The sequence below is a fragment of the Caulobacter sp. GW456-12-1-14-TSB4 genome, from assembly GCF_059424195.1.
Map to the genome: position 1 here is coordinate 177,344 of NZ_JBWKZF010000003.1, position 26,683 is coordinate 204,026.

A 26,683-nucleotide genomic window follows, 5' to 3' on the forward strand; every position below is an offset into this window, starting at 1 on the left:
AGGTTCCGCCGCGTCGCGGGGGCGCGATCGCTTACGGAGTCCAAGTAAGTGTTGAGTTCTGCTCACCGGGCTGGCGCCTTCACGCCGGCCGCCGGCCGATTCCGCGCGTCGACCGCGCTCTCGGCCATCCTCGCCCCCATGATCCTGCTGTCGCCGCTGGCGGCGCACGCGGCCGATCCCAGCAAGACGTTCGGCGACAAGGAGCTGACCGACAGCGCCGACCAGATCACCAACGACAAGACCATCGACCTGACCGGCGACATCGACTTCGGCGATGGCGAGGACGGTTTGACCAACAATGCGACCATCACGATCGGCGCGAATTCCACCGCGCCCGTGACGGTCTCGCTGCTTTCGCTGGAAGCCTTGGTCAACAAGGGCGGTACGATCGACTTGCGCAACGGCCATGTGGGCGATGTGCTCAAGATCTCCGGCGACTACAACGGCTCCGGCAAAGCGCGCCTGGGTCTCGACGTCGGGCCCAGCGGCGCTGACAAGCTTGTCGTCGGCGACATCGCCAACGGCGGCACGGCCATCACCCTAGGCCTGATATCGGCCAAGACCGCCGTGCTGACCGGCGACAAGGGTCCCGTCCTGATCGAGGCCGGCGCGGGTTCGAAGGCCGACGCCTTCACCATCGAGAACAACGAGATCGGCCTCATCCACTACAGCCTGATCTATGACGACAAGGCAGCCACCTATCGCCTGAAGGGCGAGGCGGGCCAGCGGGTCTATGAGGCGCTGAAGATTTCCGAAGGCGCCAGCAGCGTCTGGCGCCAGTCGGCCGACGCCTGGAGCGCCCACGTGGCCAACCTGCGCGACGCCGGCTCCGACGCCAACGGCGCGGGTGTCTGGGGCCTGGCCTTCGGCGGCCGCCAAGATCGCGACGACACCACGACCCTGTCGCCGCAGCGTCAGATCAACACCGACTACCAGCAGACCACCTATGGCGGTCAGATGGGCATCGACCTGATCAATGGCGGCGTGGACGACGGTCACATCACCATCGGCCTGACCGGCGGCTACGCCGACTCCAAGATGCGCTTCAGCGGCGTCGCGGGCCAGGAGGTCAAGCTCAGTGTCCTCAACCTCGGCGGCTATGTCGTCCTGACCAACGGCGGTTTCTTCCTCAACACCCTCGCCAAGGTTGATCGCCAGTCGATCAAGACCAACGACGCCGTCGACGGCATCGACGCCAAGTTCGACGGGACGGCCTACGGCGCCCTGGTCGAAGCCGGCCACCGCTTCGAGATGGACGGGCTGGCCTATGAGACGCTGCTGGGCGTCAACTATGTCAGCGCCCGCCTGGACGACATGCAGACCCTGGGCCAGCGCCTGGACTTCGACAACGCCACCGGCTTTGTCGCCAAGGCCGGCGTGCGCGGCTCGGCCGGAAGCGATCTGCTAGGCGGCGCCCTGACCACCTACGGCGCGGCGTTCGTGGCCCACGACTTCTCGGTCAAGAACGGCGTGACCCTGGTCAGCAACGATCAGAGCGAGCACCTGTCGAAGGACGGCGGTCGCACCTTCGGTCAGCTGACCGTCGGCGTCAGCTATCGTACGACCGATGGCGCGATCACCTTCGTGGAAGCCGGCGGCGACTACGGCGGCGGTCGTTCGGGCGGCGGCCTGCGGGTCGGCGCGCGCTTCGGCTTCTAGGGCCGGAGGTCTGGGGCCGGCTTCAGGCCGGCTCCAGGCCCAGCCGCTCGACCACGGTCTTGATCGACGCGCCGCGCGGGACCACCGCCCAGTCCGTCGGGGCCGAGGCGCGCACGGCCACCACCGCGCCCTTGGGACAGACGTCCAGGCAGTCGACCTCGATGACAGCCGCGCGCGCCTTGCGGCCCTTGCCCTTGGCGCCGATGGCCTTGCGCAGGGCCTTGGCCAGCTTCTGGTCGCCGTCGTCGCCGAAGCCGCCGTCCAGCTTCTTGGAGCACTTGCGGCACACCAGCACCACCTCGCTCCAGTCGGCCTTCACGCGCTTGATGGACTTGTCGCTCATGACCTGAAGATGGGAACGGTGATAGGACAGCGCCATGGTTCGCAAACTCTCCGCCAAAGTCGTGAAAGACCCCACCGCCGAGGCCGACCGCGCCTGGTTCGAGGCCCACCCCGAGCGCCGCTTTCGCCTGCGCGATCCGGCGCCGGTCGAGTTCAAGGACCCGCTGGGCGATCCCGGCGACGGCTTCTCATGGCGCGTGCTGATCGCCCGCCTGCCCGACGGCGGCCGCCTGCGCCTGCCGATCTCGCTGTCGTGGGACCTGCACAACGACCACGCCAAGGACCAGCACATCCAGATCCTGTTCGACCAGGTCGCCCCGCCCGAGGCCAAGGCCCGGCTGGGCTGACGCGAGCCATGCGGGGGGAGATGATCCGCACGATCCTCCTGTGGGCGTTGGTCCTGGCGCTGGGCGCGTTCGCGCTGCAGTGGCTGGAATACCGGTTCGTCGTCCGCGCCTTCTCCTGGCAGGTCTATGTCGGCCTGATCGGCGTGGCCTTCGCGGCCGGCGGGGTCTGGGTCGGCTGGAAGCTGGCGGCCCGCGCCCGGCCCGAGACCTTCCAACGCAACGACGCCGCCCTCGCCGCGCTGGGCCTTACAGGCCAGGAGGTGAAGGTGCTGGAGCGCCTGGCGGCCGGCCGCTCCAACAAGGAGATCGCCCGCGACCTAGGCCTCTCCCCCAACACCGTGAAGACCCACGTGGCCAACCTCTACGCCAAGCTGGAGGTCGGTCGCCGCACCCAGGCGATCGGCAAGGCGCGCGAGCTGGCGCTGATCCCCTAAGACCTTGGCCTTGACCGTTTCCCGATAGGGCGAGACGGTCGAATTCACCCTTTCGGGCGATACCGTTCCGACGATGAGAACGGCAAGCCTCGGGACGCGTCGCAGGGGGCGGCGCGGAGGAGGACTTCCATGACACGCACCATCGTGACCTACGGCCTGATCTCGGGCGTCATCATCATCCTGGGCATGATCGCCACCATCGTGTTCTCGGCCCAGCACAGCCTGTGGCTGGGCTATCTGATCATGCTGGTCGGGCTCACCGCGATCCTGCTGGCGATCAAGTCGCATCGCGACAAGGTGCTGGGCGGGGTCATCAAGTTCTGGCCGGCCTTCCTGATCGGCCTCGGCGTCGCGGTGGTCGCCGGCATCGCCTATGTCGCCATCTGGGAAGCCTATCTGGCCATCACCCACTACCGCTTCATGGACGAGTACACGGCCAGCATCCTGGCCTCGAAGAGAGCCGAGGGCCTCTCGGGCGCAGCCTACGCCAAGCTGGCCGCCGAGATGGCGGAGATGAAGAAGAACTACGCCAACCCGCTGTACCGGATGCCGATGACCTTCATCGAGATCTTCCCGGTCGGCCTGCTGGTCGCCCTGGTTAGCGCGGCCCTGGTGCGCAACTCGAAGTTCCTGCCGGCAAAGGCCTAGAGCTTCGTCACCCGCACCGCCATCCACGGCCGGCCGGGCAGCGCCACGGTCGGCCGGTTGGGGTCGTGCAGGTAATAGGCGTCCTTCTTGGCCATGACGAAAGCGCCGTCGATCGGCGTGACGGTCATGTTCCAGGTGTCGAGCACATCGACTTGGAACCGCTCGCCGCCCTTCAGTTCGTCCTTGGGCAGGGCCACCGCCCAATCCGTCGGCGCGGCCTCGCCGAAATAGCGCAGGTAATAGCTGCCGGCCTTGCCGCCCAGATGCTGGTCCCAGGTGCGGTCGATGGGGTCGAGGCCCGGCGTCGGCCCCGCCTCCATCACCGTCTTCAGAAACGCCAGGCGCGGGACACTGTGGCCGGTGAACGCGCCGCCCTTGGCCGTCCAACGCACGCCCTCCTTGAAGACCTCGCCGTGGCCGACATAGGTGCCGGCGACCAGGCCATGCCAGAAGCGCTCGACGAGCTGCTCCGCCGTCAAATCACCCCAGCGCTTGTCGAGATCGCCCTCGTAGCGGACCTCGTCGAAGATCACCGGCTTCTTCCATACGTCGCGGAAGATCTGGGCGCGGCTGTCGTCCATCACCGCCGCGCCGTGCTGGATGCTGGCATGGCTGATCCACGGCCGGCCGTTGTCGTAAAGGTCCCGCCAATTGTGGATCGAGCACAGCCTGCCGTAAGGGTCCTCGGCCTTGATCAGCTGGCCGATGCGCTCGAAGTCGGCGACCGACTTGGCCTTCACCAGGTCGAACTCGTTGGCCAGCGACCACCAGACGTTCGAGAAGCTGGCGAACCGCGCGACCATGTAGCGGACGTAGCGATCGTCGCGCGCCGGGCTCATGGCGTGCCAGCCAGTCTTCTCGTCATAGGGGTGGAACAGGATCAGGTCGGCCTGGACGCCCTGCTCGCCCAACCGCCGGACGCGGTCCTCCAGGCGGCGGAAATAGGCGGGGTTCAGGCGATCGTAGTCCCAGCCCTCTCCGGCCGGCTCGAACGGATGGATCGGCTCGCTCGCCACGTTCGGGAAGACGCACATCCGCATCTTGTTGAACGGCGAGGCCTTCAGGGTGGCCAGGGTCTGGTCGCAGAGGGCGTCGCTCTGCTGGGCCCAGGCATAGGCCGTGGTGCCGACCTGGCGGTAGGGCGTCCCGTCGGCATGGGCGAAATGGTAGCCGCCGGTCACATGCACCGGGCCGTGGTCGCGCGGGGCGACGGCGGTGAGCGTCCCGGTCTGGCCGTTCAGCGCCTTGACGGGGCTGGTCGTCCGCCAGCGCCAGACGCCTTGGGTCGGCGGGCTGAAGCGGATGCGCCAGGTGTCACCGCCGTCGTGGAAGCCGCGCACCTTCAGCGTGGTCTTGCCGTCGGTGAAGGCGGCGTGCAGCTCCACGTCGAACGGATTGCCTGGAACCGTCGCCTTCAGGGTGATCTCATTCACGCCCCAGCGCGGGACGGTCGGACCGGCGGCCAGAGCGGGCGTGGCGAGGAAGGCAAGGCCCAAGCCGGTGGCGGCGCGGCGGGTCAGAGATGGCGGAGGCATGGCCAAGAGTTAGGCATGATTCACGACGCTGATCCTCCCCCTCTGGGGGAGGTGGCCCAGAGGGCCGGAGGGGGCAGCGCGGCCGATGCCGAGTAGGCCCCCTCAGTCGCTTCGCGACAGCTCCCCCAGAAGGGGAGCAGCTAACCGCCCTTAAGCCGCCTGCAGCTGCTGCTTGACCCGCTCGGCCAGGGTTTTGATGTCGATCGGCTTGGGCAGGAAGGTCACGCCCGTCTCGCCTTCCAGCAGGTCACTGAACTCGGCCTCGGCATAGCCGGAGATGAACATCACCGGCGCATTGCCCAGATAGCCGCGGGCCTTCTTCAGCAGGGTCGGGCCGTCGATGCCGGGCATGATCACGTCGGAGATCAGCAGGTCGATCGTGCCGGCGTTCTCCTCGGCGATGATCAGGGCCTCTTCGCCGTCGGCGGCTTCCAGCACCTCGTAGCCACGGGCGCGCAGCAGGCGGGCGGCGACGCTGCGGACGGCGTCTTCGTCCTCGACGAACAGGATGCGGCCGGCGCCCGACAGGTCGCGGGCGGCGCGCGGCTTGACCGGCTCGGCGGCGGCGGCCTGGGCGGCGATCACGCCGGCGGGCGCGTCATAGATCGGCAGGAAGATGCGGAACGCCGCGCCCTCGCCCGGACGGCTGTGGACGTGGATCCAGCCGTCGCTCTGCTTGACGATGCCGTAGACCGTAGCCAGGCCCAGGCCCGTGCCCTCGCCCACCGGCTTGGTGGTGAAGAACGGGTCGAAGATCTTGCCCATGACGTCGGGCGGAATGCCGGGGCCGTCGTCCGACACCTCGATGAAGGCGGTGTCGCTCTCGGCCGCCGGGAAGCCCAGCTGGATGGCTTCGTCGCGGGTCAGGCGGGCGGTGCGGATGCGCACGATGCCGCCGCCCTTGGCCGCGCGCACGGCGTCGCGGGCGTTGACGGCCAGGTTCATGACCGCCGTCTCGAGCTGGCTCTTGTCGGCCCGCACCTGCGGCAGGTCGCGGCCATAATCGGTGATCAGCTTGACGTCTTCGCGCAGCAGGCGGCGCAGCAGGACCTCGAATTCCGAGATCAGCTCGCCCAGGTCCAGCACCTCGCGCTGGACGGTCTGCTTGCGCGAGAAGGCCAGCAGCTTGCGCACCAGGTCAGCGGCGCGCACGCCCGTCTGGCGAATCTCGTTGAGACCTTCATACGAAGGATCCCCGACCGGGTGGCGGTGCAGCAGCTCGTCCAGGCGCAGCTGGATGGCCGTCAGCAGGTTGTTGAAGTCGTGGGCGACGCCGCCGGCCAGCTGGCCAATGGCCTGCATCTTCTGCGACTGGGCCAGCTGAAGCTCCATCTGCTTCTGCTCGGACACGTCGATCATGTAGGCCACGACGCGGCCTTCGGCGCGGTAGAGATACAGATGCGCGATGCGGGTCTGGTCGCGGGCCAGGCGCACCTCGAACGGGCCGGCCTTGCCTTCGTTGAGGCGGGTCTCGGCCTCGGCGCGCGAGGCGGCGTCGATCAGGTCGCCGAACACCATGCCGGGCTTGCCGCCGGTCATGGTGGTCAGGGCCGGATTGACCTCCAGCACCTTGGATTTGAAGGGGTCCAGCCCCTCCAGCAGGGCCGCGCCGAACGGCGAGGCGCCGGCGAAGGCGTCCAGGGTGGTCGGCGGCGGGGCGGCGCGCTCGGCGACCGGCGCGGGGGCCAGGGTCTCGACGACACGCTCGACCTCGACGATCGGGGTCAGGCGGATCAGCAGCCGACCGCCGGCCAGACGCGAGACCTTAGCCGTGTGGTCGACGCCGCTGGCGCGCAGCACGCCATGGGCCATCTCGCCCTTGCGAGCCTGGACCAGGGCGGCGAACAGGCTGGAGCCGGCCACGCCCTTGGGCAGGCGGCGCTGCTCGCCCATGACTTCGCGCCAGGCGAGGTTGGCGGCCAACAGGCGGCCGTCCGGCGCGGCCAGGGACGCCGGCTCGCTCAGGGCGTCGATGAAGCCCTCGGCCTGATCGACGTCATTGCCCCCGGCGGCCGAGCCACGGATGGCCACCAGCCCCAGGATCGCCACGCCAGCGACGCCGAGCAGCAGCAGCAGACCAGCCAGGGTCACGGGTCCGGCCTTCAGCGCCGGGGCGGCGGAAAAGGCCGCCGCGGCCACGAAGAATATCGCCGCGCCGACCAGCCACGGATCGAAGCGCCGACGCGATGCGCCGGTCGAAGCTTTGTCCTGGAGCTGGAAATCGGCCATGGGCTGAATTGTCACCTTCGTTACGGCGAGGCTGCGACTCACCCGCAACCGGAGAAAGGATAGCCTTTCCCGCGACGTAGGTCAGTTTTCTGGAAATTGAGTCTTATAGAGGACGCGCGCGCTGCCCTTCGCGGGCCTGCGGCTTCTTCCCGTTCATGACGAAGCTGATGACCTTGGCGACCGCTTCGAAGTGTTCGATCGGGATTTCCTCGTCGATCTCGACGCTGGCGTAGAGGGCGCGGGCCAGGGGCGGATCCTCCAGCACCGTCACGCCATGCTCCTCGGCGACGGCGCGGATCTTCAGGGCCAGCTCATCGACACCCTTGGCCACGCACATCGGCGCGGGCGTCTCACCCGGCTCGTAGCGCAGCGCGACGGCGTAGTGGGTCGGGTTCATGACGACGACGGTCGCCTTCGGGACAGCCTGCATCATCCGCTGGCGCGAGCGTTGCATCTGGATCTGGCGACGCTTGCCCTTGATGTGGGGGTCGCCGTCCGACTGCTTGTACTCTTCCTTGACCTCCTGGAGGGTCATGCGCATGCGGTTCATGAAGCGGATGCGCTGCCAGAAGTAGTCAAAGGCGGCGGTGGCGACCAGGAAGATGATCACCATGATCAGCATCTTCTTGGACAGCTTGATCGCCTCGGGCAGCAGCAGCGACGGATCCATGCCGACCAGGTTGCGCACCTCGCCGACATTGGGCTTCAGCACCATCCAGGCGATGAGGCCGGTGACGAAGATCTTCACGACCGACTTGGCGAACTGCATCAGGCCGTCCGGGCCCAGGATGCGGGTCACGCCCTTCAGCAGGTCCAGCTTGCTGAAGTCGGGCTTCAACTTGTCCGTCGTCAGCATGAAGCCGGTCTGGGAGACGTTGGCGATCACGCCCATGGTGCAGGTCACGATCATGACCAGCAGCAGCGGCGGCATGGCGGCCATCACCGCCTGCTTCATCAGCAGCACGGCCCCGCCGCTGGAGATCTCGATCGTGCCGGCGTGGGCGATGAACGGATAGAGCGCGGCCATCAGGTCGCGCGTCAGCCAGCCGCCGGCCAGCAGGATCACCGACACCGCGCCAGTCAGCGAGGCCAGCTGCGGGATGTCCGCCGACTTGACGACGTCGCCCTTGGCGCGGGCGTCCGACAGCTTCTTGGCTGACGGTTCTTCTGTTTTCGACTCGGGATCTGAATCTTCCGCCATGCCGCGCCCCTAGTTGAACACAGCGAGAAGTTCGCGATAGCGGTCGGTCCAGACCATGGCGATGCCGCCCAGCGACAGCGCCAGCAGCGACAGGCCCAGGATCACGCTGAGCGGCGAGGTCACGAAGAAGATCTGGAAGGCGGGCATGACCCGGCCGACCAGGCCGGTGGCCAGGTTGAAGACCAGCGAGAACACGATCACCGGCGCGGCCAGCTGGATGCCCAGCGAGAACGACTGCGCCACCGTCCGCACCGCCAGGGTGACGGCGTCGTTGATCGGCACGGCGCGGGTGAACGGGAAGATGGTGTACGACTTGACGATGGCGCCGATGAACAGGTGATGCAGGCCCGTGGCCATCACCAGGGTCAGGCCCATCATCGACAGGAAGCTGGCCACCGCCGTGCTCGAGCCCTGCATCGAGGGGTTCACCGACTGCGCGAAGGACAGCGTGGTCTGCATCGAGATGATTTCACCCGCCGTGGTCAGCGAGCTCATGAACAGGCGCAGCACCGAGCCGATCATCAGGCCGATCAGGATCTCGTGGATCACCCCGCCGACCAGGCCGCCCAGGGTAACGGGGATCGGCGGCACGGTGCTCTGCACCAGCGGCCCCAGGATCAGGGCCATCAGCAGGGCGAACGCCAGGCGCACGCGCGGCGGCACCGACTGCTCGCCGATGCCCGGCATGGTCATGACCATCGCCCCGACCCGCGCGAAGACGAGGGCGGCGACATAGACCTGGAATGCCGTGGCGAAGGAGTTCACCGGGAGGCCCCTGCCCTTTTTCGCTACAGGCCAGCGATGCGGGCGGCGATCTGGCGCATGAACCCACTCATCAGCGCGCCCATCATCGGCAGGAAGATCAGCAGCGACACGAAGATGGCGACGATCTTGGGGGCGTAGACCAGGGTCTGTTCCTGGATCTGGGTCAGGGCCTGGAACAGACCGATGGCCACGCCGATCACCAGGCCGACGATCAGGCAGGGCGCGCACAGCTGCAGGGTCAGCCAGATCGCGTCCCGGCCGACATCAAGAACCTCTGCGCCCGTCATGCGAAGCCTCATCGGAATCGGCCGTACTGGCCGCGTTGTTTCGAGGCTGAAAGATGCCCGGAATATGGTTAACGAGGCGTTAGGGGTTGTTACCCGGACGGTAGGAAACGCGGGGCGCGACGGTGGGTCGCGGGGGCCCGCCCCTTCGGAACCTTCACCGCGACCGACGCTTTTCCATAGGCAAGTTGTACGCCCGGGGACCTTCATGACACGACTTCTGCGCGCCACCCTGTTCGGCGCCGCCTTGCTTGCGCCGCTGGCGGCCAGAGCCCAGGACGCCTCGACCTTCGATCCCGCTACCCTGGACCTGGCCAAGCTGATCGAATGTCGGACCTATGCGCCGCCCCAGTACAACGCCTTGGCCTTCTGGCTGATGGAGGACGACGGCAAGGCTGCCCGAGCCCAGTTCGGCCTGTCCGAGATCCGGTCCGCCAACCCGATGCTCAAGACCTACGCCCTGAAAGCGCCGCTCACGGTGTTCGGCCGGCAGACCAGGCTGATCGCCTTTTCCAGTTCAGGTCCGATGGCGGTGCTGGACGAGGTCGACCCGCACCCGCTCGCCCTCGAGCTGGGCGTCGAGCCCGCCGTGGACACGCCCGGCAAGTTCCTGGGTGAGCGCGAGATTTCCGCCTCTTCGGAAAAAGGCGGTACCGGCGGAATGACGTTCAACAGCCGCGTCGCCCTGAACGTCTCGACCGTCACGTCGCATCCCGGCAAGACCCTGGCCGGCTGCAGCTACGTGATCGACATGGTGGACGGCGATGAGGCGAAATAGGTCCGGCCCAGCTATCGCCAGGCCCTAAAAACCCGCCGTGTCCGGGGCCATCCAGGCGACCGCGGCGGGATCGTCATAGGCGCAACCGACCAGCACCTTGTTCGCCAGAGGCTCCTGGCTCAGTTGGTAGGCGATGAGGGCATGCGTCCCGTCAAGTCGCCGCTCGTCGGGCGAGTAGGACGCGGGCGTCAGACCGAGCTTAGCGGAGACGGAAGTCTGCTTCTGTCCCGCAACGGCCATGAGAATCCGGCCCGGCGAGACGTAGATCTCGTTCGTCGAATAGCCGAGCGCGCTGACGGGCGTCTTCAGGCGATAGAGATTGCCTGATGGCGCGGCGAGCGACTGGATCGGCGACTTCATGCCGACATCGTCGGTCGCGAGCGCCGCCATCAAGGTTGCGATTTCGTCGTCGCCGAGCCGGCACGACAGCGCGCGGACCAGCCGCGTCTCCTGCGCCCGCGCGACGGCTGGCGCCGCCGAGGCCAGAGCACCCAAGGCGATCAACAGCCCCAGGGATCTGGACCAAGGCGTCATGGCGGATCGCTTAGCGGATGCGGATGCGGACCGGGACCTGGATGTACGAGCCGGCGCGGCTCTTGCCGTCCGGGCCCAGCAGGTCGACCTGGGTTTGCGACATCATCGCCAGGGCGGCCTGGCCGACGCCGAGATCGTTGGGGCTTTCTTCCTGCACGGTGCAGGCGGTCAGGTGACCGTCCTGCTTGACCATGCAGTTCAGCAGGGCGACGGCGACGCGCGGCTCGGAGACGGGGGTCAGCAGGTCCGACGGGGCCTTGGTTTGCACCGGGGTGGCGACGACGGCGGCGGCGAAAGCGAGCAGAGCGATCACGAGTTCATCCCTTACTTTATCTTTTTCCAGCGGCCCCGCCGCCGTGTGTCCTATTTCGGATCAGGCGGCCTGGGCCTGCTTCAGTCGTTGCAGGCCTTGTGCCGCCAGGTCCGTGAGCGAGCGCAGGCCCAGCTCCGAGAAGACATCGAAGGCGCAGGCCAGGGCCGCGCCGGCGCGGGCCAGGCGGCCATCGTCGCGGCCGGTGATCTCGACCCGGGCCTCGTAGAGGCGGGCCAGGTTCATCTGGGCCACGGCCCAGCTGGCCGGATCGCGGCCGCCAGGCGCGGCGGCCAGCTCGGCCTTGAAGGCCAGCTCGGCGGCGTCCAGCACCGCGAGGTCGGCGGTCAGCTCGGCGCAGCGCGCCAGGCACAGGGCGCGGTTGTTGGCGACCACGGCGCGCAGGGCCAGGGCCGGCTGGGCCTTGAGCACCTGGGTGGCGCGGTCATAGGCCGAGACGGCTTGCTCGAAGGCGCGCTCGCTGGTCGAGGCCTCGCCCATGGCCTGAAGCCCAGCGCCCAGCGCGGCGCCGCTACGGGCCCAGTCCATCGGGCTGTGATCGATCGACAGCACGTCGACGGCCGCGAAATGGGCCTCGATGCCATCGTTGATGTGCTTGAGCTCGCCGTCCAGCTCGCCCAGCAGCACCAGAGCCTGGCCGCGCAGGCCTTCCAGGCGGGCCCAGGCCAGCGGCTCGAAATCGGAATCCAGCAGGCCGGCGGCGGTCTTGGCCTCCGACACGGCCAGCTCGGCCAGGGCGCGGTCCTTCAGGCGTTCGCCGCAGGCCAGGATCAGTTCGATGCGGGCGGCGCGCTGGTCGGCCAGCAGCAGACGGGCGGGCCCGCCCTTCACGCGCTTGGCGGCGGCCAGGGCGCGCAGCGGCGCCTCATAGGCCTGGACGGCGGCCAGGGCGCGATCCAGATCGTTGGCCTGCAGCGCGGCGCGCCCTTCCAGCCCGGCGGTCAGGGCGGCGCAAAGCGGCGTGCGGTGATTGGCCGGCGTGCGGGCCAGGGTGGCCGAGGCGGCGGCGATCAGCCCCTCGTCGCCGAACAGGTCGGCGCCCAGAATGGCCAGCACGGCCTGCTCGCAACGCGCGGCGGCCAGGGCGTCAGGGCGACGCTCGGCCTCCAGGATTTTCACGGCGGACTCGGCCTGGGCCGCGCCCTTCCTCAGAGCGGTGGCGTCGCCGCTGCGGCGGGCCAGTTCTCGCCAGACGACGGCGGCTTCCAGCAGGCGTGCGCCACGGTCCTTGGCCCCGATGCGGCCGGCCACCACGTCGGCCGAGCGCGCCTCGTTGTTCAACAGGCGCAGGTCGAGCAGCTCCAGCAGCGAGGTGTCGCCGCCGGTCAGGCCTTCACGCCAAGCGCTCTTGGCGTCGCCATCGACGCCGAACAAACGCTTCAAATCCCGTCCGAACTCGAACATGCGCACTCCGCCTACGGAACGTCCCACGTCGGGACAGCCCGACAGAGGTTCAACGCACAATCAGCAAAACCGGAGCCAACACATTTAACAAGTGGTTAACAGGTGTTTACGGCGCGTTAACCATAAATATTTCCTATGTTTTTACACACTCTTCCGAATTTCAGCCAATTTGGTTGAAGATGTAGTGAATTGGCACACTTCTTGCTTTGTCGAATACAAGCGGAGCCACGGAACGACACCATTTCTTAGAACTTTGTTCACTGAACTAAAAATGACGTTAACTATAAGATTTAAGGCCTGGTTTACCTTTCGTTCACGGACACTCTCCCTTTCTGCTCGCGAAGCAGTCTAGAAGGCCGTCAGCAACGACCTTTCGGGAGCCCGTTCCATGGCCGCCGTCACTCTCTGGATCGCCAGCCTTTGCCGTCCCGATCCGGGCTATGGCGGCTGGTCCTATGTGCGGCGGACGGATGGCGAGACAGGCGCGGCGGCGATCAAGGGCGCGGCCGGCGGCGAGCGGCGCACCAGCGCCGCGAAGATGAGCCTCACGGCTCTAGTCGAGGCCCTGGAAAGCCTGTCGGACCTGCCGAAGGAGACGTCGGTGACCCTGCGCTTCGCCGATCCGGACCTGGCCGGACAGCTGGTGGCCTCGGACGGCGCCTACGCCACGGCCGAGCCGGAGGCCTGGACCGCCGCCCGCACCGCCGTCGCCGCTCGTCCCATGCTAGAATTGGTCCCGGCCGCCCCGACCGACGCGGCGAACGGCTTCCTCAACGCCTGGGCCGAGTTCGGCCTCGACACGGCCAAGTCGCGCGGCAGCTTCAAGGCCGCGATCCCCAAGCCGAACCTGCTGAAGTTCCCGGGCTAGGCCGGCTGGCCGACGATCAGGTCGGCCGTCGCCGGGTTACAGGCGAACGGGATGTCGGCGAGGGTCGCCATCCGGATCAGCGCCTTGACGTCGACGTCATGCGGCTGTGGCGACAGCGGGTCGACGAAGAAGATCAGCACGTCCAGCCGCCCCTCGGCGATCATCGCCCCCAGTTGCTGGTCGCCGCCCAGCGGGCCGCTCTTCAGCCGCACCAGGTTGAGATGCGGCAGCGCCTCCAGGATCCGCCCGCCGGTCGTACCGGTGCCAAACAGCGCCTTGTCCTTGAGATAACCCTCATGCACGACGACCCACTCGACCAAGGCGGCCTTCTTGTCGTCGTGAGCCACAAGGCCGATGGAGAGAGGGCGAGCGGTCATGGGCGACTCCGATCCGAAGCCGCCCATAGACCAGCGCCCTGTTCAAAAGGGAAGGCCTAGGGACAGGGCGTCACGTAGCGGTCCGAGTACAGGGTCCGGACGCCCCAGGAATTATTGATCCCGTCACAGCCGCGATAGCTCTCGCCGACCAGCTGGGTCTTGCTCTCGCCCGAAAAGTACTGGACCAGGATCTCGTTCTCCACGGCCCGCGAGGCGGCCGGACCGGCGACGGCGGTGGCCGTCAGCAAGGCGAGAACGGCGAAGCGCTTGAGCTTTCGAAAGGTCATGAGCCAACTCCATGCGAGATGATGGCGCCAGATTGACACAACCTGTGATTTTGCAAAGCACCGATGCAGCCGACCATCGCTCTCGACGCGAGCCCCGTCGCTGGCTATCTGCGCTCGATGAGTGAAACCGAGATCGACGGCCGCCTGCTGCAGCGCTGGCTCCGCACCGACGCGGCCGATCCGGCGCTGCTGATCGGCTGCGCGGTGGACGATGGCGAGTGCGACGAGCCCTTGCCGATCACCCAGGTCGACATGGCCCGGCAGGCCTTGGTCTGCGGCCGCGTCCGCATCCCCTTCCCGCGCCTGGTCGATTGCCTGCTGGTCGCGCCGGCGGACCATCCGGCGGTCGCGGCGATCCGGGCCTGTGTCTCGCCGGAGGAGCAGCGGCTCCAGCGGCTGAAGGCCGAACTGGGCGACGAGTATCCCCGCCCCTTCGCCTCGGTCGAGGACCTGGAAGCCGTCCACACCGCCGAGATGGCGCGCCGTGAAGGCAAGCTGCCCGAGCGCGCCCTGCGGGGTCCGTGGGTGCGGGCCCTGAAGCGCAATGAGCTATATCGCCAAGGCGCGCAGCTGGCCCAGTCGTGGCGCGAGCTGGCCAACAGCCTGGGCGCGCCGTGGTCGGACATCGCCCTGCACCTGGCCTGGTTCCAGCGCCACGCCGGCCACCCCAACCGCGCGATCGAGACGGCGCGCGACTTCTGGGCCTCCAAGGCCGTGGCGTCCCAGACCGAGATCGCCATGCTGGCCACGGTCGAGGCCGCGTCGTGGATCGACCGCTTCGAGCGCAAGGGCGGCGCGCCGCCCGATCTGATCGAGGCTCGCCGTGCGGCGGCCAAGGCCTACGCCATCAACACCACCGATCCGGAGATCAAGGCCGTCTACCAGCGCCTGCAGGCGATCGCCGACGGCCCGGACGACAGTCGCGGCGGTCGGCGCTAGTTAAGCGCGTTCCTTGGTCCGCTCGAAGCGCACCTTCGGATAGCGCTCGGCGACATAGCCGATCTCCCAGGACGACTTGCCCAGGAACACCGGCTGCTCGTCGATGTCCTGGCCCATGGCCGACTTGTGCTTGTCGATGAAGTCCTCGATGTCGGCGCGAGCGCCGCCCAGCCAGCGGGCTTCGGCATAGGGGCTGGCCTCGAAGATACAGTCCAGCTGGTACTCGTTGGCCAGGCGGTCGGCCATGACCTCGAACTGCAGCTGGCCGACGGCGCCGACGATGAAGTCGCTGCCGATCATCGGACGGAACAGCTGGGTGACGCCCTCCTCGGCCAGGCCTTCCAGCGCCTTCTTCAGGTGCTTGGCCTTCAGCGGGTCCTTCACGCGCACGCGGCGCAGGATTTCCGGGGCGAAGTTGGGCAGGCCGGCGAAGCGCAGGGTTCCGGTCTCGGACAGGCTGTCGCCCACGCGCAGGACGCCGTGGTTGGGGATGCCGATCACGTCGCCGGCGAAGGCGTCCTCGGCCAGCTCGCGGTCCGACGCGAAGAACATGATCGGCGCGTTGACGCTCATGGCCTTGCCGGTGTTCTGGGCCTTCAGCTTCATGCCGCGCGTGAAGCGGCCGCTGGTCAGGCGCAGGAAGGCGATCCGGTCGCGGTGGTTGGGGTCCATGTTCGCCTGGACCTTGAAGACGAAGCCAGACACTTCGCTGTCGCCCGGGGCGACATGGGTCTCGGCCCCGGCCTTGCTCACCTTGGCCGGATGCGGCGGCGGGGCGTAGGCGCCGATGCCGTTCAGCAGCTCGGAGACGCCGAAGTGGCGCAGGGCCGAGCCGAAGAACACCGGCGTCATGTGGCCTTCCAGGAAGCTCTGGACGTCGAACGGCTTGCCGGCCTCGGTGACCAGCATGGCGTTGTCTTCCAGCTCGGCCTTCTCTTCGGGGTCCAGGTACTGGACCACCGCATTGCCCTTGAAGGCGATCGGGTCCGGATGGCCCTCCTCGTCGGTCGAGCTCTTCTTGGCGTAGGGGATGAACTTGTCGTTGCGCAGGTCCAGCATGCCCTTGAAGCGGCCGCCCGAACCGGCCGGCCAGTAGAGCGGCGCCGGGTCCAAGGCCAGCTTGGACGAGACCTCGTCCAAGAGCTCGAACGGGTCCTGGGCCTCGCGGTCCATCTTGTTGATGAAGGTGATGATCGGGATGTCGCGCAGGCGGCACACCTCGAACAGCTTCAGGGTCTGGGGCTCGATGCCCTTGGCGGCGTCCAGCACCATGACCGCGGCGTCGGCGGCCGTCAGGGTGCGGTAGGTGTCTTCCGAGAAGTCTTCGTGGCCCGGGGTGTCCAGCAGGTTGAACATCAGGCCGTCGTGGTCGAACGTCATCACCGAGGCGCTGACCGAGATCCCGCGCTCGCGTTCGATCTTCATCCAGTCCGACTGGGTGCGGCGGGTCTGGCCGCGCGCACGCACGGCGCCGGCGGCCCGGATCGCCCCGCCGGCCAGCAGCAGGTTTTCCGTCAGCGTGGTCTTGCCGGCGTCGGGGTGGCTGATGATGGCGAAGGTGCGCCGACGGGCGGCTTCAGCGGCGGGGGAAGTGCTCATGGGCGGGGACTAGCCCTATCAGCCCTTTTTGTCACCTTCCGCATTGATCTGGGCCGGCGCGGCGGCCGCCTCGGCTTCATGGTCGATCCGCCAGACCAGGGCCTGGGCGGCCTCGACCATCTCGCCGCCGTGCGGGCTGCGGGCCAGCGGGGCCAGCACCGCCTTGGCGATGGCCGGATCCTTGGCCCGGATCAGGGCCTGCGCCGCCTCGATCCGGAACACACCGACCTCGGGCGCCAGCTCGACGGCCTTCAGGCGGACATTGACCAGCCCTTGCGTCTGCGGCTCCAGCTGCTTGCTGTTGGCGTAGTCGCGCAGCAGGCCGGGATTGTCCGGATTGAGCTTGAAGGCGCGAGTGAACAGCTTGGAGGCCTCGGCATAGGTCGCGGCGCGATTGGCCTCATCGGCTCGGCCGGCGGCCATGCGGCTCTCGCCCAGCGCGATCAGGGCCTCTTCGTCCTTGGGATCCGCGGCCAGCAGGGCGTTCAGCATCGCCTCCCCGGCGGCCCGGTCGCCATAGCGGGCCTCGGCGCCGCCCAGGACGATCTGTGAGAAATGATCCTTGGGCGCCTTGGCGGCGCGCTTGCGTACATCGGCGATGAAGGCGGGGCGGTCGGCGTCGGACACGCCCAGCTTCATCCGCTGGTTCTCCAGCAGCAGGTCGTCGGCGCTGGCCGGAAGGGTGGTGATGGTGAGCTTTGCCTCGCCCTCGGCCTTGCGCGGTAGCGCCCCGCCAGGGACGGGACGGCTCATATAGTCCTGCAGCTTGCGGCGCAGACCGTCGGGCTCGTCGCCATAGACGCGCTTCCAGGCGGCGATCGGATCGCGGCTCTCGCGGGCGTCGTCCAGATAAGGCTTCAGCAGCTTGTACCGCGCCGGATCGGAGACGATGTAGTGGGTCAGCAGCCAGGCCTCGGCGTAATAGGCCGCCCCCTCGTCCTTCTTGACCTCGCGGGGGCTGACGGCCAGGACCTTATCGATCGGGATCCAGCCGCCGGGCTGGGTCAGGCTGCGCGCCCGCCCCCGGTTCACCCCGCCGACGATCATCTGCTTGGGACCAAGGTCCACGGTCATGTAGTATTCGGCATAGCCCTCGACGAGCCAGGCCGGATAGGCGCTGGGGTAGTAGCGCAGCATGAAGTGGTGGACGTATTCGTGCAGCACCGCGTCGTCGCCGCGGTTTTCGTCCTCGTCACGGGTGACCCCGTCGCGAATGGCCACGGCGAAGGTCTCGGCTGGCGCGGGGAAATAGACGCCCGCCGCCTTTTCCAGCCTGGGATAGACCCGCTTCAGCTCGTCGTTGTCGGCGACCAGATAGACCGGCAACTTGCGGATGACGGCCTCGTCCCGCGGCCGGCCGTGCAGGCGGCGCAGCAGGCTGTCGAAGTCCTCGAGCTGGGTGGCGTAGGCGCGGACCGCCTTCTCGCTGCGGCCATAGACGATGAAGTGATCGCTCTCGGCCTTCAGCCACTCGGCGTGGGCGCCGCCGCTCACCAAGACGCCAGCCAGCATCGCCGCCGCGCCCCAACGCTTCGCACTCATGACGCCTCCCCTGATCGCGATACGATCGCAATCTTAAATTGAGGCTATTCGCGTCGAGCGACAGGCTTCAACCCACTTTCTGGGCCCAGCGTGACCGGGGTTCCATCACGACTGTGACAATACGCCCGGAAATGGGTCAAAAAGCCCCTATTCGAAGAATGGGTTTGGAGTCATGCTTCCCTCATCCCGTACCGGCGGCATCAGATCGTCGGACGAATGGAGGAAATCGAACGATGGCCCTGCTCGACCATCATCATCGCGCCCCGGCCCGGCAACATCCCGCCGGCAGCGCGCTGTGCTTCGGCATCACGATCGCTGGACTGGTCGTCCTGGCGGTGACGCTGAGCTGGTTGTTTCGGCTGATTACACTCTAGGCCTCAGGCGGCCAGACGCCGCCAGACCTGACGATCGGCCTCGAGGTTGGTGAGCGCGCCCGAATTCTGGCGCTGCAGCAGCGTGGCCATGATCTCGATGCTCAGCTGCGCATAGCGCACCTGGACGTCATCCTTGCGGCAGCCCCGGCCCGGCGCGATGAACAGGGCCGCATTGACCTCCGGCGCCTTGGCCACGATCAGGGCGGCCAGACGTTCGGCCCGTTCGTGGTCCTTGTGGTGCAGCAGCGGCTCTTCCGCGAACAGTTCCTTGCCCAGCTCACCGACATAGTTGAGCGACAGCGCGGCAAAGCGGTCGCGCGTCATCGGCGGCGCGAGATCGGCCGCGTCGAAGCTGAGGATAACGTCGTTCATAAGAAAAAGCATGGCGGATACTTGGCTGCTGAACGCTGAGCGGGGGTTCGAAAGCTCATGCAGCATGCCGCAAACACGCTTTAGGTCCGGTTTAGGAGCAGGGTTAACGCGTCCCAGGAGTCGAGTTCTCCACAGACGCTCCACTCAAACTTGGATCTAGGCCTCGACGGCTTCCGTCAGGAAGTGGCGGCCGTCGCGGTCCTCGATCTCGACCACCCAGACGTCGGGGTCGATGCGGGCGGCGCGCTCGGCATAGGCGTCCAGATCGGGCTCGAACTCGGAGCGGACCGGCTGCATCCAGAAGCGTTCGCCGTCGCCGCGCGTGGCCTCGCTGTAGAGCTTGGCGGTCCCGGCCTTGCGATCGACCACCTTGACCAGCACCGCCCCGGCCCGCGCGTCGCCCTTGCGGGCCACCATGGCGAAGGCGCCGCCCAGCTCGGCGCGGCGGATCAGAGCGCCGACCCAGATATCCGTCGAAAGAAGCATCGCTAACCGAACCGCAACCCACGGGGCGTATAGGTCGCCCCTCAAGTCTCGAAGCATACGAGAATATGACGCCGAATACGCACCAGAAAGGTCGCGGGGCGCGATGGATCGGGGCAGCGATCGGGCTGGCGGCGTTCGCCGTTCCCACGGCGCTGTACGCCAACGCCGCCGACCAGCTGTACGAACGCACGCTGATGACGGCGGCCGACGGTCGTTGTCGACTCTTCACGCCCACGGTCGCGTCCGCGCTCGACGCCTCGCGGGCCCAGGCGCGCGGCGCGACGCTGCGCTCGGGCGCCAGCGAGCTGCAGGTCACCGCCCTGGAGCAGCGCGCGCGCGTAAAAGCCGCCGGCGCGGCCTGCGATTCTAAGGACCTGACCCTGGCCGCCAGCCGCGTGAAGAAGGCCTTCGAAGGCTATTCGCAGATGCTGGCCATGAACTATCCGGGCGACGTCGCGTCCTGGAAAGCCGAGCGTTCGGTGTCGGCGACCATCCCCGTCTGGCGGCTGTCGCAACCGTCCAGCTTCGGCGGCGACCGCCTGATGTTCGGCCTTGCGGGCCGCGCCAAGGCGCTGACGGCCGTGGCCACCTTCGACAACGGCCAGCGCCCCTACTCGGCCCGGATCATCGTGCGCGACACCAGCCGCACGCTGGGGCCCTATATCGCCTCCAACGCCGGCCGCAATCTGGCCGCCAAGGTCGCGCCGCGCAACGCCAGCCTGGTGTTCAACGCCGAGACCCGCGAGGAAGCCCCCCTCACCCTGCTGCCGACCGGCGCCAAGACGGGCCTGGCGTTCCGCTTCCCGCCGACGGCGGCCGACGCGATCTCGCAGCTGGATCCGCGCGAAGCGGTGACGGTGGAGTTCGCCTTCACGGGCCGTGGCGACGAAATCACCCGCAAGGCCTATGTCGAGGTCGGCGATTTCGCAGCGGGACGGGCGTTCCTGCGCTAGCGCGCTAGCGAGGCGCGAAGGCGATCACGTTGTCGCCCAGCGCCGTCGGCGGTTTCGCCTCGCCCTCGACCGGCGCTCCGGCCTGCGGGGCCGGCTCGGTCAGGCTTTCCAGCGTCACCGACTTCAGCGGGGCCAGCAGCACCGGCAGGCGCACCGAGACGCTGGTGCCCGCGCCCAGGCGGCTTTCGATCGTCATCTCACCGCCATGCAGCTTGGCGAAGGCGCGGACCAGCGACAGGCCCAGACCCGTGCCCTTGGCGCGCTGCTCCACCCCGCCGGCCTGCTCGTAGGGACGACCCAGGCGCTCGAGGTCCTCAGGCGAAATCCCGACGCCGGTGTCGGCGACGATCAGCTCCAGCACGCCGTCATAGCCGTGGGCCGTGACCGTCACCTGGCCGCCGCGCGGCGTGAACTTCAGAGCGTTGGAGACGAGGTTCAGCACGATCTGCTTCAGGGCCCGACGGTCGGCGTCGACCTCCAGCTCGCCCGGCGGCAGCACGCCGCGCAGCTGGACGCTGGCGCCATCGGCCTGGACGCGCAGCAGCCGCATGGCCGCCTGCACCGCCTCGCGAGCGTCGAACACGCCACGTTGCAGCTCGAAGCGCTCGGCCTCGATCTTCGACATGTCCAGCACGTCGTTGATCAGGTCCAGCAGGTGGCCGCCGCTCTCGTGGATCAGCTCGGCATATTCCGCGTAACGGTCGCTGAGCGGACCGAACATCCGGGCGCGCATGATGTCCGAGAAGCCCATGATGGCGTTCAGCGGCGTGCGCAGCTCGTGGGACATGTTGGCCAGGAAGCGGGCGCGGCCGGCGGCCAGGGCCTCGGCGTCCGCGCGGGCCTGGTCGAGCGCGGTCTCGCGATTGCGTTCGACCGTGACGTCGCGCAGCACGCCGACCAGCTGATTGGGCGCGACGCGAGCCAGGTCCAGGGCCACGATGCGCTCGACGCCCAGGGCTGGATTGAAGGTGATGCTGGCCGCGCCCTCGCGATAGGCGGCGGCGACGGCGGCGGTCAGGCGCTGGCGATCGCCCGGGGCGGCCGCGCCGGTCAGGCCGCGATTGACCAGGTCGACGGTGGTGACGCCGGGCGGCGGGGCTCCGCGCACGGCCGTCACCTGGCCTTGGCCACGGATGGCGATCGCCAGATGCGGCAAGCCGTCCAGCAAGGTCTCCAGATAGAGAATCTCGGTGGCGTTGCGGTCGTCGCGCGCGCCCTGGCGGCGCCGGCCGATCAGCAGACCGGCGGCAAGGCCAAGGCCCGTGGTGACCAGGGCCAGAAAGCCCAGCACGAAGGCCAGCGGGCCGGTGGGCTCAGGCGGGGCCAGACCGGAGAGTTGGCTGAGGGCGGCCACGCAGCCGCCGATCAGCGCCAGGGCCGCGCCCTCGGCCAGACGCTTGGGCTGGTCCAGGATCGAAGCCGCCGCGACGGGCGCCAGGCACCACGCGGCCATGGCGCCGGAGACGCCGCCCGTCAGCACCGCCGCCAGCGAGCCGCCCACGGCCCACAGGACCAGCAGCACCGACTGCGTCCGCTCGCTATCGCGCGAGAACAGCAGCGAGGCCAGGGCCGGGACCGCGCCCGCGCCCAGCGCCGCCCAGATCGGCCAGCCGCCGGTGTTGTGCGCGAACAGCGCTGCGGCGCCGGCCAGGCAGATAGCCGCCAGCCAGCCCAGGCGCCACGCGTGCGCGGGATCGAACCCCGCCGGAGGGGCGGAGCGTCGGATCGGGTCTGGAAGCGTCTCGAATTCCAAGGGCCGTTCGACTTGCAAGCGCGGCGGGGAAGCACCGTCTTCAAACCTTAACGCGCCAAAGCCCCTCCCTCCAAGGCCGCACAATCGTTAAGCGACCTTTCCTCGTGGAAGCGTTGTGGACGGAAACGGAATCGTAAGCGCCGACCGGCATCCTTCCCGTCTGAATCGTCACGGACAGAAGGTCCGGGAGCCCACCATGCCAGAACCGGCGTCCCTGGACGCATTGTCCGACCGCGCGTACGCGGACCCCGCCTCGGCCGACCGCCGGGCGGCCGCGATCGAGCGCCGGCGCCTGGCCCTGGACGATCGCAAGCGCTCGTTCCTGCGCATGGTCAGCCACGAGCTGCGCACCCCGCTGAACGCCGTAATCGGCTTCTCCGAAATCCTGTCGCACGAGCTGTACGGACCGCTCGGCAGCCCGCAGTACAAGGAATATGCGGGCATCGTGCACGACAGCGGCATGAAGCTGCTGAAGCTGGTCAACCAGATCGTCGAGCTGGCCCGGCTGGAGGGTCACGTCACCGATATCGAGATGACGCCCGAGCCGGTGGACGAGGCGCTGGACGACGTGATCGACACCCTGAAGGCCGAGATCGCCCGCCGCGAAATCATCGTCCACGTGATCGGCCAGGGCGCCCTGCCCGCCGTCATCGCCGACAGCCGCGGCCTGCGGACCATGCTCTCCAACCTCTTGCAGAACGCCGTTACGCACTCGCCTGCGGGGGGAGTCGTGCATGTCGCCGCCAGCCGGATCGGCGGCGAGATCGAGATCACCATCCGCGACCAGGGCCCAGGTGTCGAAAGCTCGGAACTGCCGCGCCTGCTGCAGCCGTTCGAACAGGGCGGCTCGGCCCTGACCCGCACCCAGGAAGGCGTGGGCCTGGGCCTGCCGATCGTCGACCTGTTGTCACGCGCCATGGGCGGCCAGTTGCGGCTGTCCTCCAGCCTGGGCGCGGGCTTCCTGGCGCGGCTGATCCTTCCGGCAGCATAGGCCCGAGCTTGCCTTGCGGGGGCCAGCCCCCTAATTGGCCCGCCATGACCAGCGCCATCGACACCGCCCTCAACGACCTCGCCGACGAGTTCGAGCTCCTCGGCGACTGGGAGGAGCGCTATCGCTACGTGATCGAGCTGGGCAAGGAACTCGCCCCCCTGACCGACGCCGAGCGCTCGGAGGACAACAAGGTGCGCGGCTGCGCCAGCCAGGTCTGGCTTGTGACTCTGCCCCAGGCCGACGGGACCCTGGTCTTCAAGGGCGACAGCGACGCCCACATCGTCAGCGGCCTGGTGGCCATCATGCTGCGGCTCTATTCGGGCCGCACGCCCGCCGACATCGTCGCCTTCGACGCCAAGGGCGCGATGGACAAGCTCGGCCTGTCCGAAGCCTTGTCCTCGCAACGCTCCAATGGCCTGAAGTCGATGGTCGCCCGCATCCAGCACGACGCGAATGTCCGCCTCGCCTAGCGTCCGCGTCGCCGCGCTCTACCGCTTCACGCGGTTCGACGACCCGGCGGCGATCCAGGGCCCGCTGGCGGCGCTGTGCTGTGGCCTGGGCGTCAAAGGCACGCTGCTGCTGGCCCGCGAAGGCGTCAATGGCACCATCGCCGGCGAGGACGCCGCCATCGAGGCGGTGCTCGACCACATCCGCGCCCTGCCCGGCTGTGAAGGCCTCGCGCCCAAGACCGCCTGGGCCGAGCGCATGCCGTTCCACCGGATGAAGGTCCGGCTCAAGAAAGAGATCGTCACCCTGGGCGAACCGGACCTCGATCCGACCGACGCCGGGACCTATGTCGCGCCCGCCGACTGGAACGCCCTGATCGCCGATCCCGACGTCGTGGTCATCGACACCCGCAACGACTACGAGGTCGCCGTCGGCCAGTTCGAAGGCGCCGTCGATCCCAAGACCGCCAGCTTCTCGGACTTCCCGGCCTGGTTCCGAGACTACCGCGCCGGGCTTGAGGCCGAGCGCGGCCCCGACGCCGCGCCGCTGAAGGTGGCGATGTACTGCACCGGCGGCATCCGCTGCGAGAAGTCGACCGCCTTCCTCAAGGCCGAGGGCGTCGAGCAGGTCTTCCACCTGAAGGGCGGCATCCTCGACTATCTTGAACAGGTCCCCGAGCCCGAAAGCCTGTGGCGCGGCGAGTGCTTCGTGTTCGACGAGCGCGTCGCGGTCGGCCACGGCCTGGCGCAAGGGACGCACGTCCTGTGCCGAGGCTGCCGTATGCCGGTCAGCCCGGAGGCCCAGGCTTCCAAGCTCTATGTCGAAGGCGTTTCGTGTCCGGCTTGCCATGACCAGCGGTCGGACGACCAGAAGGCCCGCGCCGCCGAGCGCCACCGCCAGGCGCTGCATTGCGAGACCCTGGGCATCGACCACGTCGGCGCGACTTTTCCTTCAAGGCCAAGCTGAACGCTTCGCGCTTGCCCCGCGTTGACCCGGCTCCTCTTCTCTAGGAGCCGCCCATGCATACGAACGAAGACCACATCAAGCTCGTCAACGGCCTGGTCGAAACCACCATCGACAGCGCCGATGGCTATGCCGAAGCCGCCAAGGACGCCGACGCCTCGCGCTACAAGGACCTGTTCGAACGCCGCGCCCAGGAACGCCGCTCGGTCGCCTCGGACCTGCAGAACGAAGTCCGCCGGCTGGGCGGCGAGGCCAAGGACGACGGCACCATCCTGGCCGCCGCCCACCGCGTGTTCCTGAACCTCAAGGACTCGATCACCAAGGGCGACGAAGCCGTCGTCAATGAGGTCGAAGCCGGCGAGGACCACATCAAGGCCAAGTACGAAAAGGCCCTCCAGGATACCGACGTCGACGCCCAGACCCGCGCGGCGATCGAAAAGGCCTGGACCTCGGTGAAGTCCGGCCATGACCAGATGCGCGACCTGAAGCTGTCGCTGAAGCACTAAGACCTGCGAAGGGCGGGGCCAACAGTCCCGCCCATTTGCGTCACGCGGCGCCACACCGCATATGAAGGCCATGGAAGACGCGCCGCGCATCGTTCTCGATGAGAAACAGGTCAATCTGATCGCCAAGGCCCTGGCGGACCCGCGCCGCCGCCAAATCCTCAAGGAGGTCGGCGCGGCCAGCGAGCCCTTCCCTTGTGGCGCGATGGCCCAGCATGTGCCTGTGACCGCCGCCACCCTGTCGCACCACATGAAGGAACTGGAAACGGCGGGCCTGATCAAGATCTGCCGCCAGGGCAAGTTCGCCTTCCTGATCCTGCAGCGCGACGTGCTGAACGCCTACCTGGTTCAGCTAGCCGAAATCTGAAGGCGACCCGAGGGACTCCAACGGGCCGATCCGGCCGCCAAGACTTCGGCCACGAGCGCGGCATAGGCGTCGTTGGTCAGGCTCAGGTCGTACGCCAGGGCCCGATCGCCCGGCCGGACCGGCGCCTCGACCTGGGCCAGCAGCGCCGCCGCCAGCGCGTCGGGATCCTGGCCGTCGAACAGCAGACCGTAACGGCCCTCCTCCAGCACCTGGGCCGCGTCGCCGGCGATCCTGGACGCCACCACGGGCGCGCCCGCCGCGAGGGCTTCGAGCAAGGCCAGCGACGATGTCTCCCAGCGCGATGGCAGTGCGAACACCGCCGCGCGGCGCAGCCAGGCGAAGACATTGTCGGTCTCGCCCGCGAGCAGGAAATCCTCTCCCAGCCCAGCGGCCTGCGCCAAGCCGGTCAGCCTTGCCTGCTCGGCCGGGGCGCCGCCGCCGATGATCGCCAGCCGCAAGCGTCGCGTTCCGCGCGCGCGGCCCATGGCCTCGATCAACAGATCGAAGTTCTTCTGCGGCCGCAGCCGACCGATGCCGACCACCACGGGGACCTGGTCCTCGAGCCACGGATGCGGCGCCGGCGCCTGGGCCAGCCGGGCGGCCAGGGCGTTGTCGACGCCGTTCGGCAGCTCGACCGCGCGACCCGACGCGATGGCCTGGGCGAACAACGGCAGGCGGCGCAGCGCGCGGCCGACCACGACGATCCGGGCGGCGTCGAGGGTCAGCAGCTTCATCCAGGCTAGGCGCGTGCGGCTCTTGAGGCCGTCGTCGCGGGCCACCTCGTTGCTGATGCAGTAGATGCGGGCGATGTGGCCAAGGCCCTGGCAGGCCAGGAACGGGGTCCAATGGCCCATATTGCCCACCGACATCAGCGCGCCCGCCGGCTGGCGCGAAAGCCACGCCCGAAGCCGCAAGGCCGCGACGCCCCGTCCCAGCGCGCCTTCCTTGGGCGCCAGCACCTTCAGCGCGAAAGGACCACGCGCCGCCTCCTCGGCGAAGAACCCCTCGCCGTAACCCACCACCAAGGTGGTCGGATGGTCCTGGGCGAACCGCTTGGCGAAGTCGATGGCGTTGCGCACCACGCCGCTGGACCGCAGGTCGTGGATGTAGAGATAGACGTGACGCATGGCGGCCCCTGGCGCGAATAACCAGCGCTACCGCCGTTCTGTAACAGTCCGATGCCAGAGGGCGGGCCCGTTACAGCCTGAGCAGGCAAGCCTTGTCGGCGCAAGTTTGAGCTGTCCTCTCTAGACAGCGGCTTTTCAAGGGTTTTGCCAAACTCACAAATTAAGCGAACAGGCTAACGCTGTCCCCGTAAGGCCGGTTGCAGCTTAAGACTGTCCCTCTCGGGCTTCTCTGAGCGGCTTGCAG

The 26,683-nt window shown here is 68.1% G+C and carries 31 protein-coding genes; 14 read left to right on the plus strand and 17 right to left on the minus strand.

Annotation, left to right across the window (positions count from 1 at the left end):
- The first annotated feature begins 51 nt into the window (after positions 1–51).
- Positions 52–1,659, plus strand: a complete 1,608-nt coding sequence (locus tag AC07YH_RS04180) for an autotransporter domain-containing protein (RefSeq protein ID WP_494745747.1) — start codon at positions 52–54, stop codon at positions 1,657–1,659.
- Between the two features lie 22 nt (positions 1,660–1,681).
- Here AC07YH_RS04180 and AC07YH_RS04185 read toward each other — a convergent pair whose 3' ends face one another.
- Positions 1,682–2,038 (minus strand): (2Fe-2S) ferredoxin domain-containing protein, encoded by a 357-nt coding sequence (locus AC07YH_RS04185; protein WP_494745748.1) that lies wholly within the window; start codon positions 2,036–2,038, stop codon positions 1,682–1,684.
- On the opposite strand from AC07YH_RS04185, the gene AC07YH_RS04190 reads away from it, so the two are divergent.
- From AC07YH_RS04190 to AC07YH_RS04200, 3 genes are all read left to right on the plus strand, one after another.
- On the plus strand, positions 2,037–2,348 hold the full coding sequence (locus AC07YH_RS04190; protein ID WP_494745749.1) for a hypothetical protein: 312 nt from the start codon (positions 2,037–2,039) through the stop codon (positions 2,346–2,348). The two genes, AC07YH_RS04185 and AC07YH_RS04190, sit on opposite strands and share 2 nt — an antisense overlap.
- A gap of 20 nt (positions 2,349–2,368) precedes the next feature.
- Positions 2,369–2,782, plus strand: a complete 414-nt coding sequence (locus AC07YH_RS04195; RefSeq protein ID WP_494745750.1) for a response regulator transcription factor — start codon at positions 2,369–2,371, stop codon at positions 2,780–2,782.
- 129 nt (positions 2,783–2,911) lie between these two features.
- Positions 2,912–3,430, plus strand: a complete 519-nt coding sequence (locus AC07YH_RS04200) for a DUF4199 domain-containing protein (protein ID WP_494745751.1) — start codon at positions 2,912–2,914, stop codon at positions 3,428–3,430.
- Here AC07YH_RS04200 and AC07YH_RS04205 read toward each other — a convergent pair.
- From AC07YH_RS04205 to fliQ, 5 genes are all read right to left on the minus strand, one after another.
- Positions 3,427–4,965, minus strand: a complete 1,539-nt coding sequence (locus AC07YH_RS04205; protein WP_494745752.1) for a DUF5605 domain-containing protein — start codon at positions 4,963–4,965, stop codon at positions 3,427–3,429. The genes AC07YH_RS04200 and AC07YH_RS04205 overlap by 4 nt on opposite strands.
- Before the next feature lie 150 nt (positions 4,966–5,115).
- Positions 5,116–7,194 carry a cell cycle histidine kinase CckA gene (cckA, locus tag AC07YH_RS04210; RefSeq protein WP_494745753.1) on the minus strand — a complete coding sequence of 693 codons (2,079 nt, stop codon included), beginning with the start codon at positions 7,192–7,194 and terminating at the stop codon, positions 5,116–5,118.
- Positions 7,195–7,297: 103 nt separating this feature from the next.
- Positions 7,298–8,395, minus strand: a complete 1,098-nt coding sequence (gene flhB, locus AC07YH_RS04215) for a flagellar biosynthesis protein FlhB (protein WP_494745754.1) — start codon at positions 8,393–8,395, stop codon at positions 7,298–7,300.
- A gap of 9 nt (positions 8,396–8,404) precedes the next feature.
- Entirely contained in the window at positions 8,405–9,160 is a 756-nt protein-coding gene (gene fliR, locus AC07YH_RS04220; RefSeq protein WP_494745755.1) for a flagellar biosynthetic protein FliR, read from the minus strand.
- 23 nt (positions 9,161–9,183) lie between these two features.
- Positions 9,184–9,447 carry a flagellar biosynthesis protein FliQ gene (gene fliQ, locus AC07YH_RS04225; RefSeq protein WP_494745756.1) on the minus strand — a complete coding sequence of 88 codons (264 nt, stop codon included), beginning with the start codon at positions 9,445–9,447 and terminating at the stop codon, positions 9,184–9,186.
- A 205-nt stretch (positions 9,448–9,652) separates the two neighbouring features.
- Between fliQ and AC07YH_RS04230 the strand changes: the two genes are divergently transcribed.
- Entirely contained in the window at positions 9,653–10,222 is a 570-nt protein-coding gene (locus AC07YH_RS04230; protein WP_494745757.1) for a hypothetical protein, read from the plus strand.
- A 24-nt stretch (positions 10,223–10,246) separates the two neighbouring features.
- Here AC07YH_RS04230 and AC07YH_RS04235 read toward each other — a convergent pair whose 3' ends face one another.
- The 3 genes from AC07YH_RS04235 to AC07YH_RS04245 are packed head-to-tail and all read right to left on the minus strand — an operon-like array spanning position 10,247 to position 12,491.
- On the minus strand, positions 10,247–10,756 hold the full coding sequence (locus AC07YH_RS04235) for a hypothetical protein (protein ID WP_494745758.1): 510 nt from the start codon (positions 10,754–10,756) through the stop codon (positions 10,247–10,249).
- 10 nt (positions 10,757–10,766) lie between these two features.
- The gene (locus tag AC07YH_RS04240) at positions 10,767–11,069 is read right to left on the minus strand and encodes a hypothetical protein (RefSeq protein WP_494621453.1); all 303 of its coding nucleotides are present in this window, start codon (positions 11,067–11,069) and stop codon (positions 10,767–10,769) included.
- 60 nt (positions 11,070–11,129) lie between these two features.
- A complete protein-coding gene (locus tag AC07YH_RS04245) occupies positions 11,130–12,491 on the minus strand; it encodes a hypothetical protein (protein WP_494745759.1) in 1,362 nt (453 codons plus the stop codon).
- 388 nt (positions 12,492–12,879) lie between these two features.
- On the opposite strand from AC07YH_RS04245, the gene AC07YH_RS04250 reads away from it, so the two are divergent.
- Positions 12,880–13,359, plus strand: a complete 480-nt coding sequence (locus AC07YH_RS04250; RefSeq protein ID WP_494745760.1) for a ribonuclease H — start codon at positions 12,880–12,882, stop codon at positions 13,357–13,359.
- On the opposite strand, the gene AC07YH_RS04255 is transcribed toward AC07YH_RS04250, so the two are convergent.
- On the minus strand, positions 13,356–13,736 hold the full coding sequence (locus tag AC07YH_RS04255) for a methylglyoxal synthase (RefSeq protein WP_494745761.1): 381 nt from the start codon (positions 13,734–13,736) through the stop codon (positions 13,356–13,358). The two genes, AC07YH_RS04250 and AC07YH_RS04255, sit on opposite strands and share 4 nt — an antisense overlap.
- A 56-nt stretch (positions 13,737–13,792) precedes the next feature.
- The gene (locus AC07YH_RS04260; protein ID WP_494745762.1) at positions 13,793–14,023 is read right to left on the minus strand and encodes a DUF6289 family protein; all 231 of its coding nucleotides are present in this window, start codon (positions 14,021–14,023) and stop codon (positions 13,793–13,795) included.
- A gap of 63 nt (positions 14,024–14,086) precedes the next feature.
- Here AC07YH_RS04260 and AC07YH_RS04265 point away from each other — a divergent pair, with 63 nt between their 5' ends.
- Entirely contained in the window at positions 14,087–14,962 is an 876-nt protein-coding gene (locus tag AC07YH_RS04265) for a hypothetical protein (protein WP_494745763.1), read from the plus strand.
- Here AC07YH_RS04265 and AC07YH_RS04270 read toward each other — a convergent pair whose 3' ends face one another.
- On the minus strand, positions 14,963–16,561 hold the full coding sequence (locus AC07YH_RS04270; protein ID WP_494745764.1) for a peptide chain release factor 3: 1,599 nt from the start codon (positions 16,559–16,561) through the stop codon (positions 14,963–14,965). It lies immediately after the preceding gene.
- A gap of 18 nt (positions 16,562–16,579) precedes the next feature.
- Positions 16,580–18,103, minus strand: coding sequence for a tetratricopeptide repeat protein (locus tag AC07YH_RS04275; RefSeq protein WP_494745765.1), 1,524 nt, complete (start codon positions 18,101–18,103; stop codon positions 16,580–16,582).
- A gap of 233 nt (positions 18,104–18,336) precedes the next feature.
- Between AC07YH_RS04275 and AC07YH_RS04280 the strand changes: the two genes are divergently transcribed.
- Positions 18,337–18,477 carry a hypothetical protein gene (locus AC07YH_RS04280; RefSeq protein ID WP_494745766.1) on the plus strand — a complete coding sequence of 47 codons (141 nt, stop codon included), beginning with the start codon at positions 18,337–18,339 and terminating at the stop codon, positions 18,475–18,477.
- Positions 18,478–18,480: 3 nt separating this feature from the next.
- On the opposite strand, the gene AC07YH_RS04285 is transcribed toward AC07YH_RS04280, so the two are convergent.
- Both AC07YH_RS04285 and AC07YH_RS04290 read right to left on the minus strand, forming a co-directional pair.
- Positions 18,481–18,861 (minus strand): hypothetical protein, encoded by a 381-nt coding sequence (locus tag AC07YH_RS04285; protein WP_494745767.1) that lies wholly within the window; start codon positions 18,859–18,861, stop codon positions 18,481–18,483.
- Between the two features lie 144 nt (positions 18,862–19,005).
- Positions 19,006–19,335, minus strand: a complete 330-nt coding sequence (locus tag AC07YH_RS04290; protein ID WP_494745768.1) for a DUF1491 family protein — start codon at positions 19,333–19,335, stop codon at positions 19,006–19,008.
- Between the two features lie 65 nt (positions 19,336–19,400).
- Here AC07YH_RS04290 and AC07YH_RS04295 point away from each other — a divergent pair, with 65 nt between their 5' ends.
- Positions 19,401–20,288 carry a hypothetical protein gene (locus AC07YH_RS04295; protein ID WP_494745769.1) on the plus strand — a complete coding sequence of 296 codons (888 nt, stop codon included), beginning with the start codon at positions 19,401–19,403 and terminating at the stop codon, positions 20,286–20,288.
- Between the two features lie 4 nt (positions 20,289–20,292).
- Here AC07YH_RS04295 and divJ read toward each other — a convergent pair whose 3' ends face one another.
- Complete coding sequence (gene divJ / locus AC07YH_RS04300; protein ID WP_494745770.1) at positions 20,293–22,041, minus strand: cell cycle sensor histidine kinase DivJ; 1,749 nt, start codon at positions 22,039–22,041, stop codon at positions 20,293–20,295.
- A 196-nt stretch (positions 22,042–22,237) separates the two neighbouring features.
- On the opposite strand from divJ, the gene AC07YH_RS04305 reads away from it, so the two are divergent.
- The 5 genes from AC07YH_RS04305 (at position 22,238) to AC07YH_RS04325 (ending at position 25,312) form a co-directional block, all read left to right on the plus strand.
- Entirely contained in the window at positions 22,238–23,032 is a 795-nt protein-coding gene (locus AC07YH_RS04305) for a sensor histidine kinase (protein WP_494745771.1), read from the plus strand.
- Positions 23,033–23,076: 44 nt separating this feature from the next.
- On the plus strand, positions 23,077–23,502 hold the full coding sequence (locus tag AC07YH_RS04310) for a SufE family protein (protein WP_494745772.1): 426 nt from the start codon (positions 23,077–23,079) through the stop codon (positions 23,500–23,502).
- On the plus strand, positions 23,486–24,445 hold the full coding sequence (trhO, locus tag AC07YH_RS04315) for an oxygen-dependent tRNA uridine(34) hydroxylase TrhO (RefSeq protein ID WP_494745773.1): 960 nt from the start codon (positions 23,486–23,488) through the stop codon (positions 24,443–24,445). Before AC07YH_RS04310 ends, trhO begins: the two co-directional genes overlap by 17 nt.
- Before the next feature lie 53 nt (positions 24,446–24,498).
- The gene (locus tag AC07YH_RS04320; RefSeq protein ID WP_494745774.1) at positions 24,499–24,948 is read left to right on the plus strand and encodes a PA2169 family four-helix-bundle protein; all 450 of its coding nucleotides are present in this window, start codon (positions 24,499–24,501) and stop codon (positions 24,946–24,948) included.
- A gap of 70 nt (positions 24,949–25,018) precedes the next feature.
- The gene (locus AC07YH_RS04325) at positions 25,019–25,312 is read left to right on the plus strand and encodes an ArsR/SmtB family transcription factor (RefSeq protein WP_494745775.1); all 294 of its coding nucleotides are present in this window, start codon (positions 25,019–25,021) and stop codon (positions 25,310–25,312) included.
- On the opposite strand, the gene AC07YH_RS04330 is transcribed toward AC07YH_RS04325, so the two are convergent.
- Positions 25,294–26,439 carry a glycosyltransferase gene (locus AC07YH_RS04330; protein ID WP_494745776.1) on the minus strand — a complete coding sequence of 382 codons (1,146 nt, stop codon included), beginning with the start codon at positions 26,437–26,439 and terminating at the stop codon, positions 25,294–25,296. The two genes, AC07YH_RS04325 and AC07YH_RS04330, sit on opposite strands and share 19 nt — an antisense overlap.
- Between the last annotated feature and the right edge of the window lie 244 nt (positions 26,440–26,683).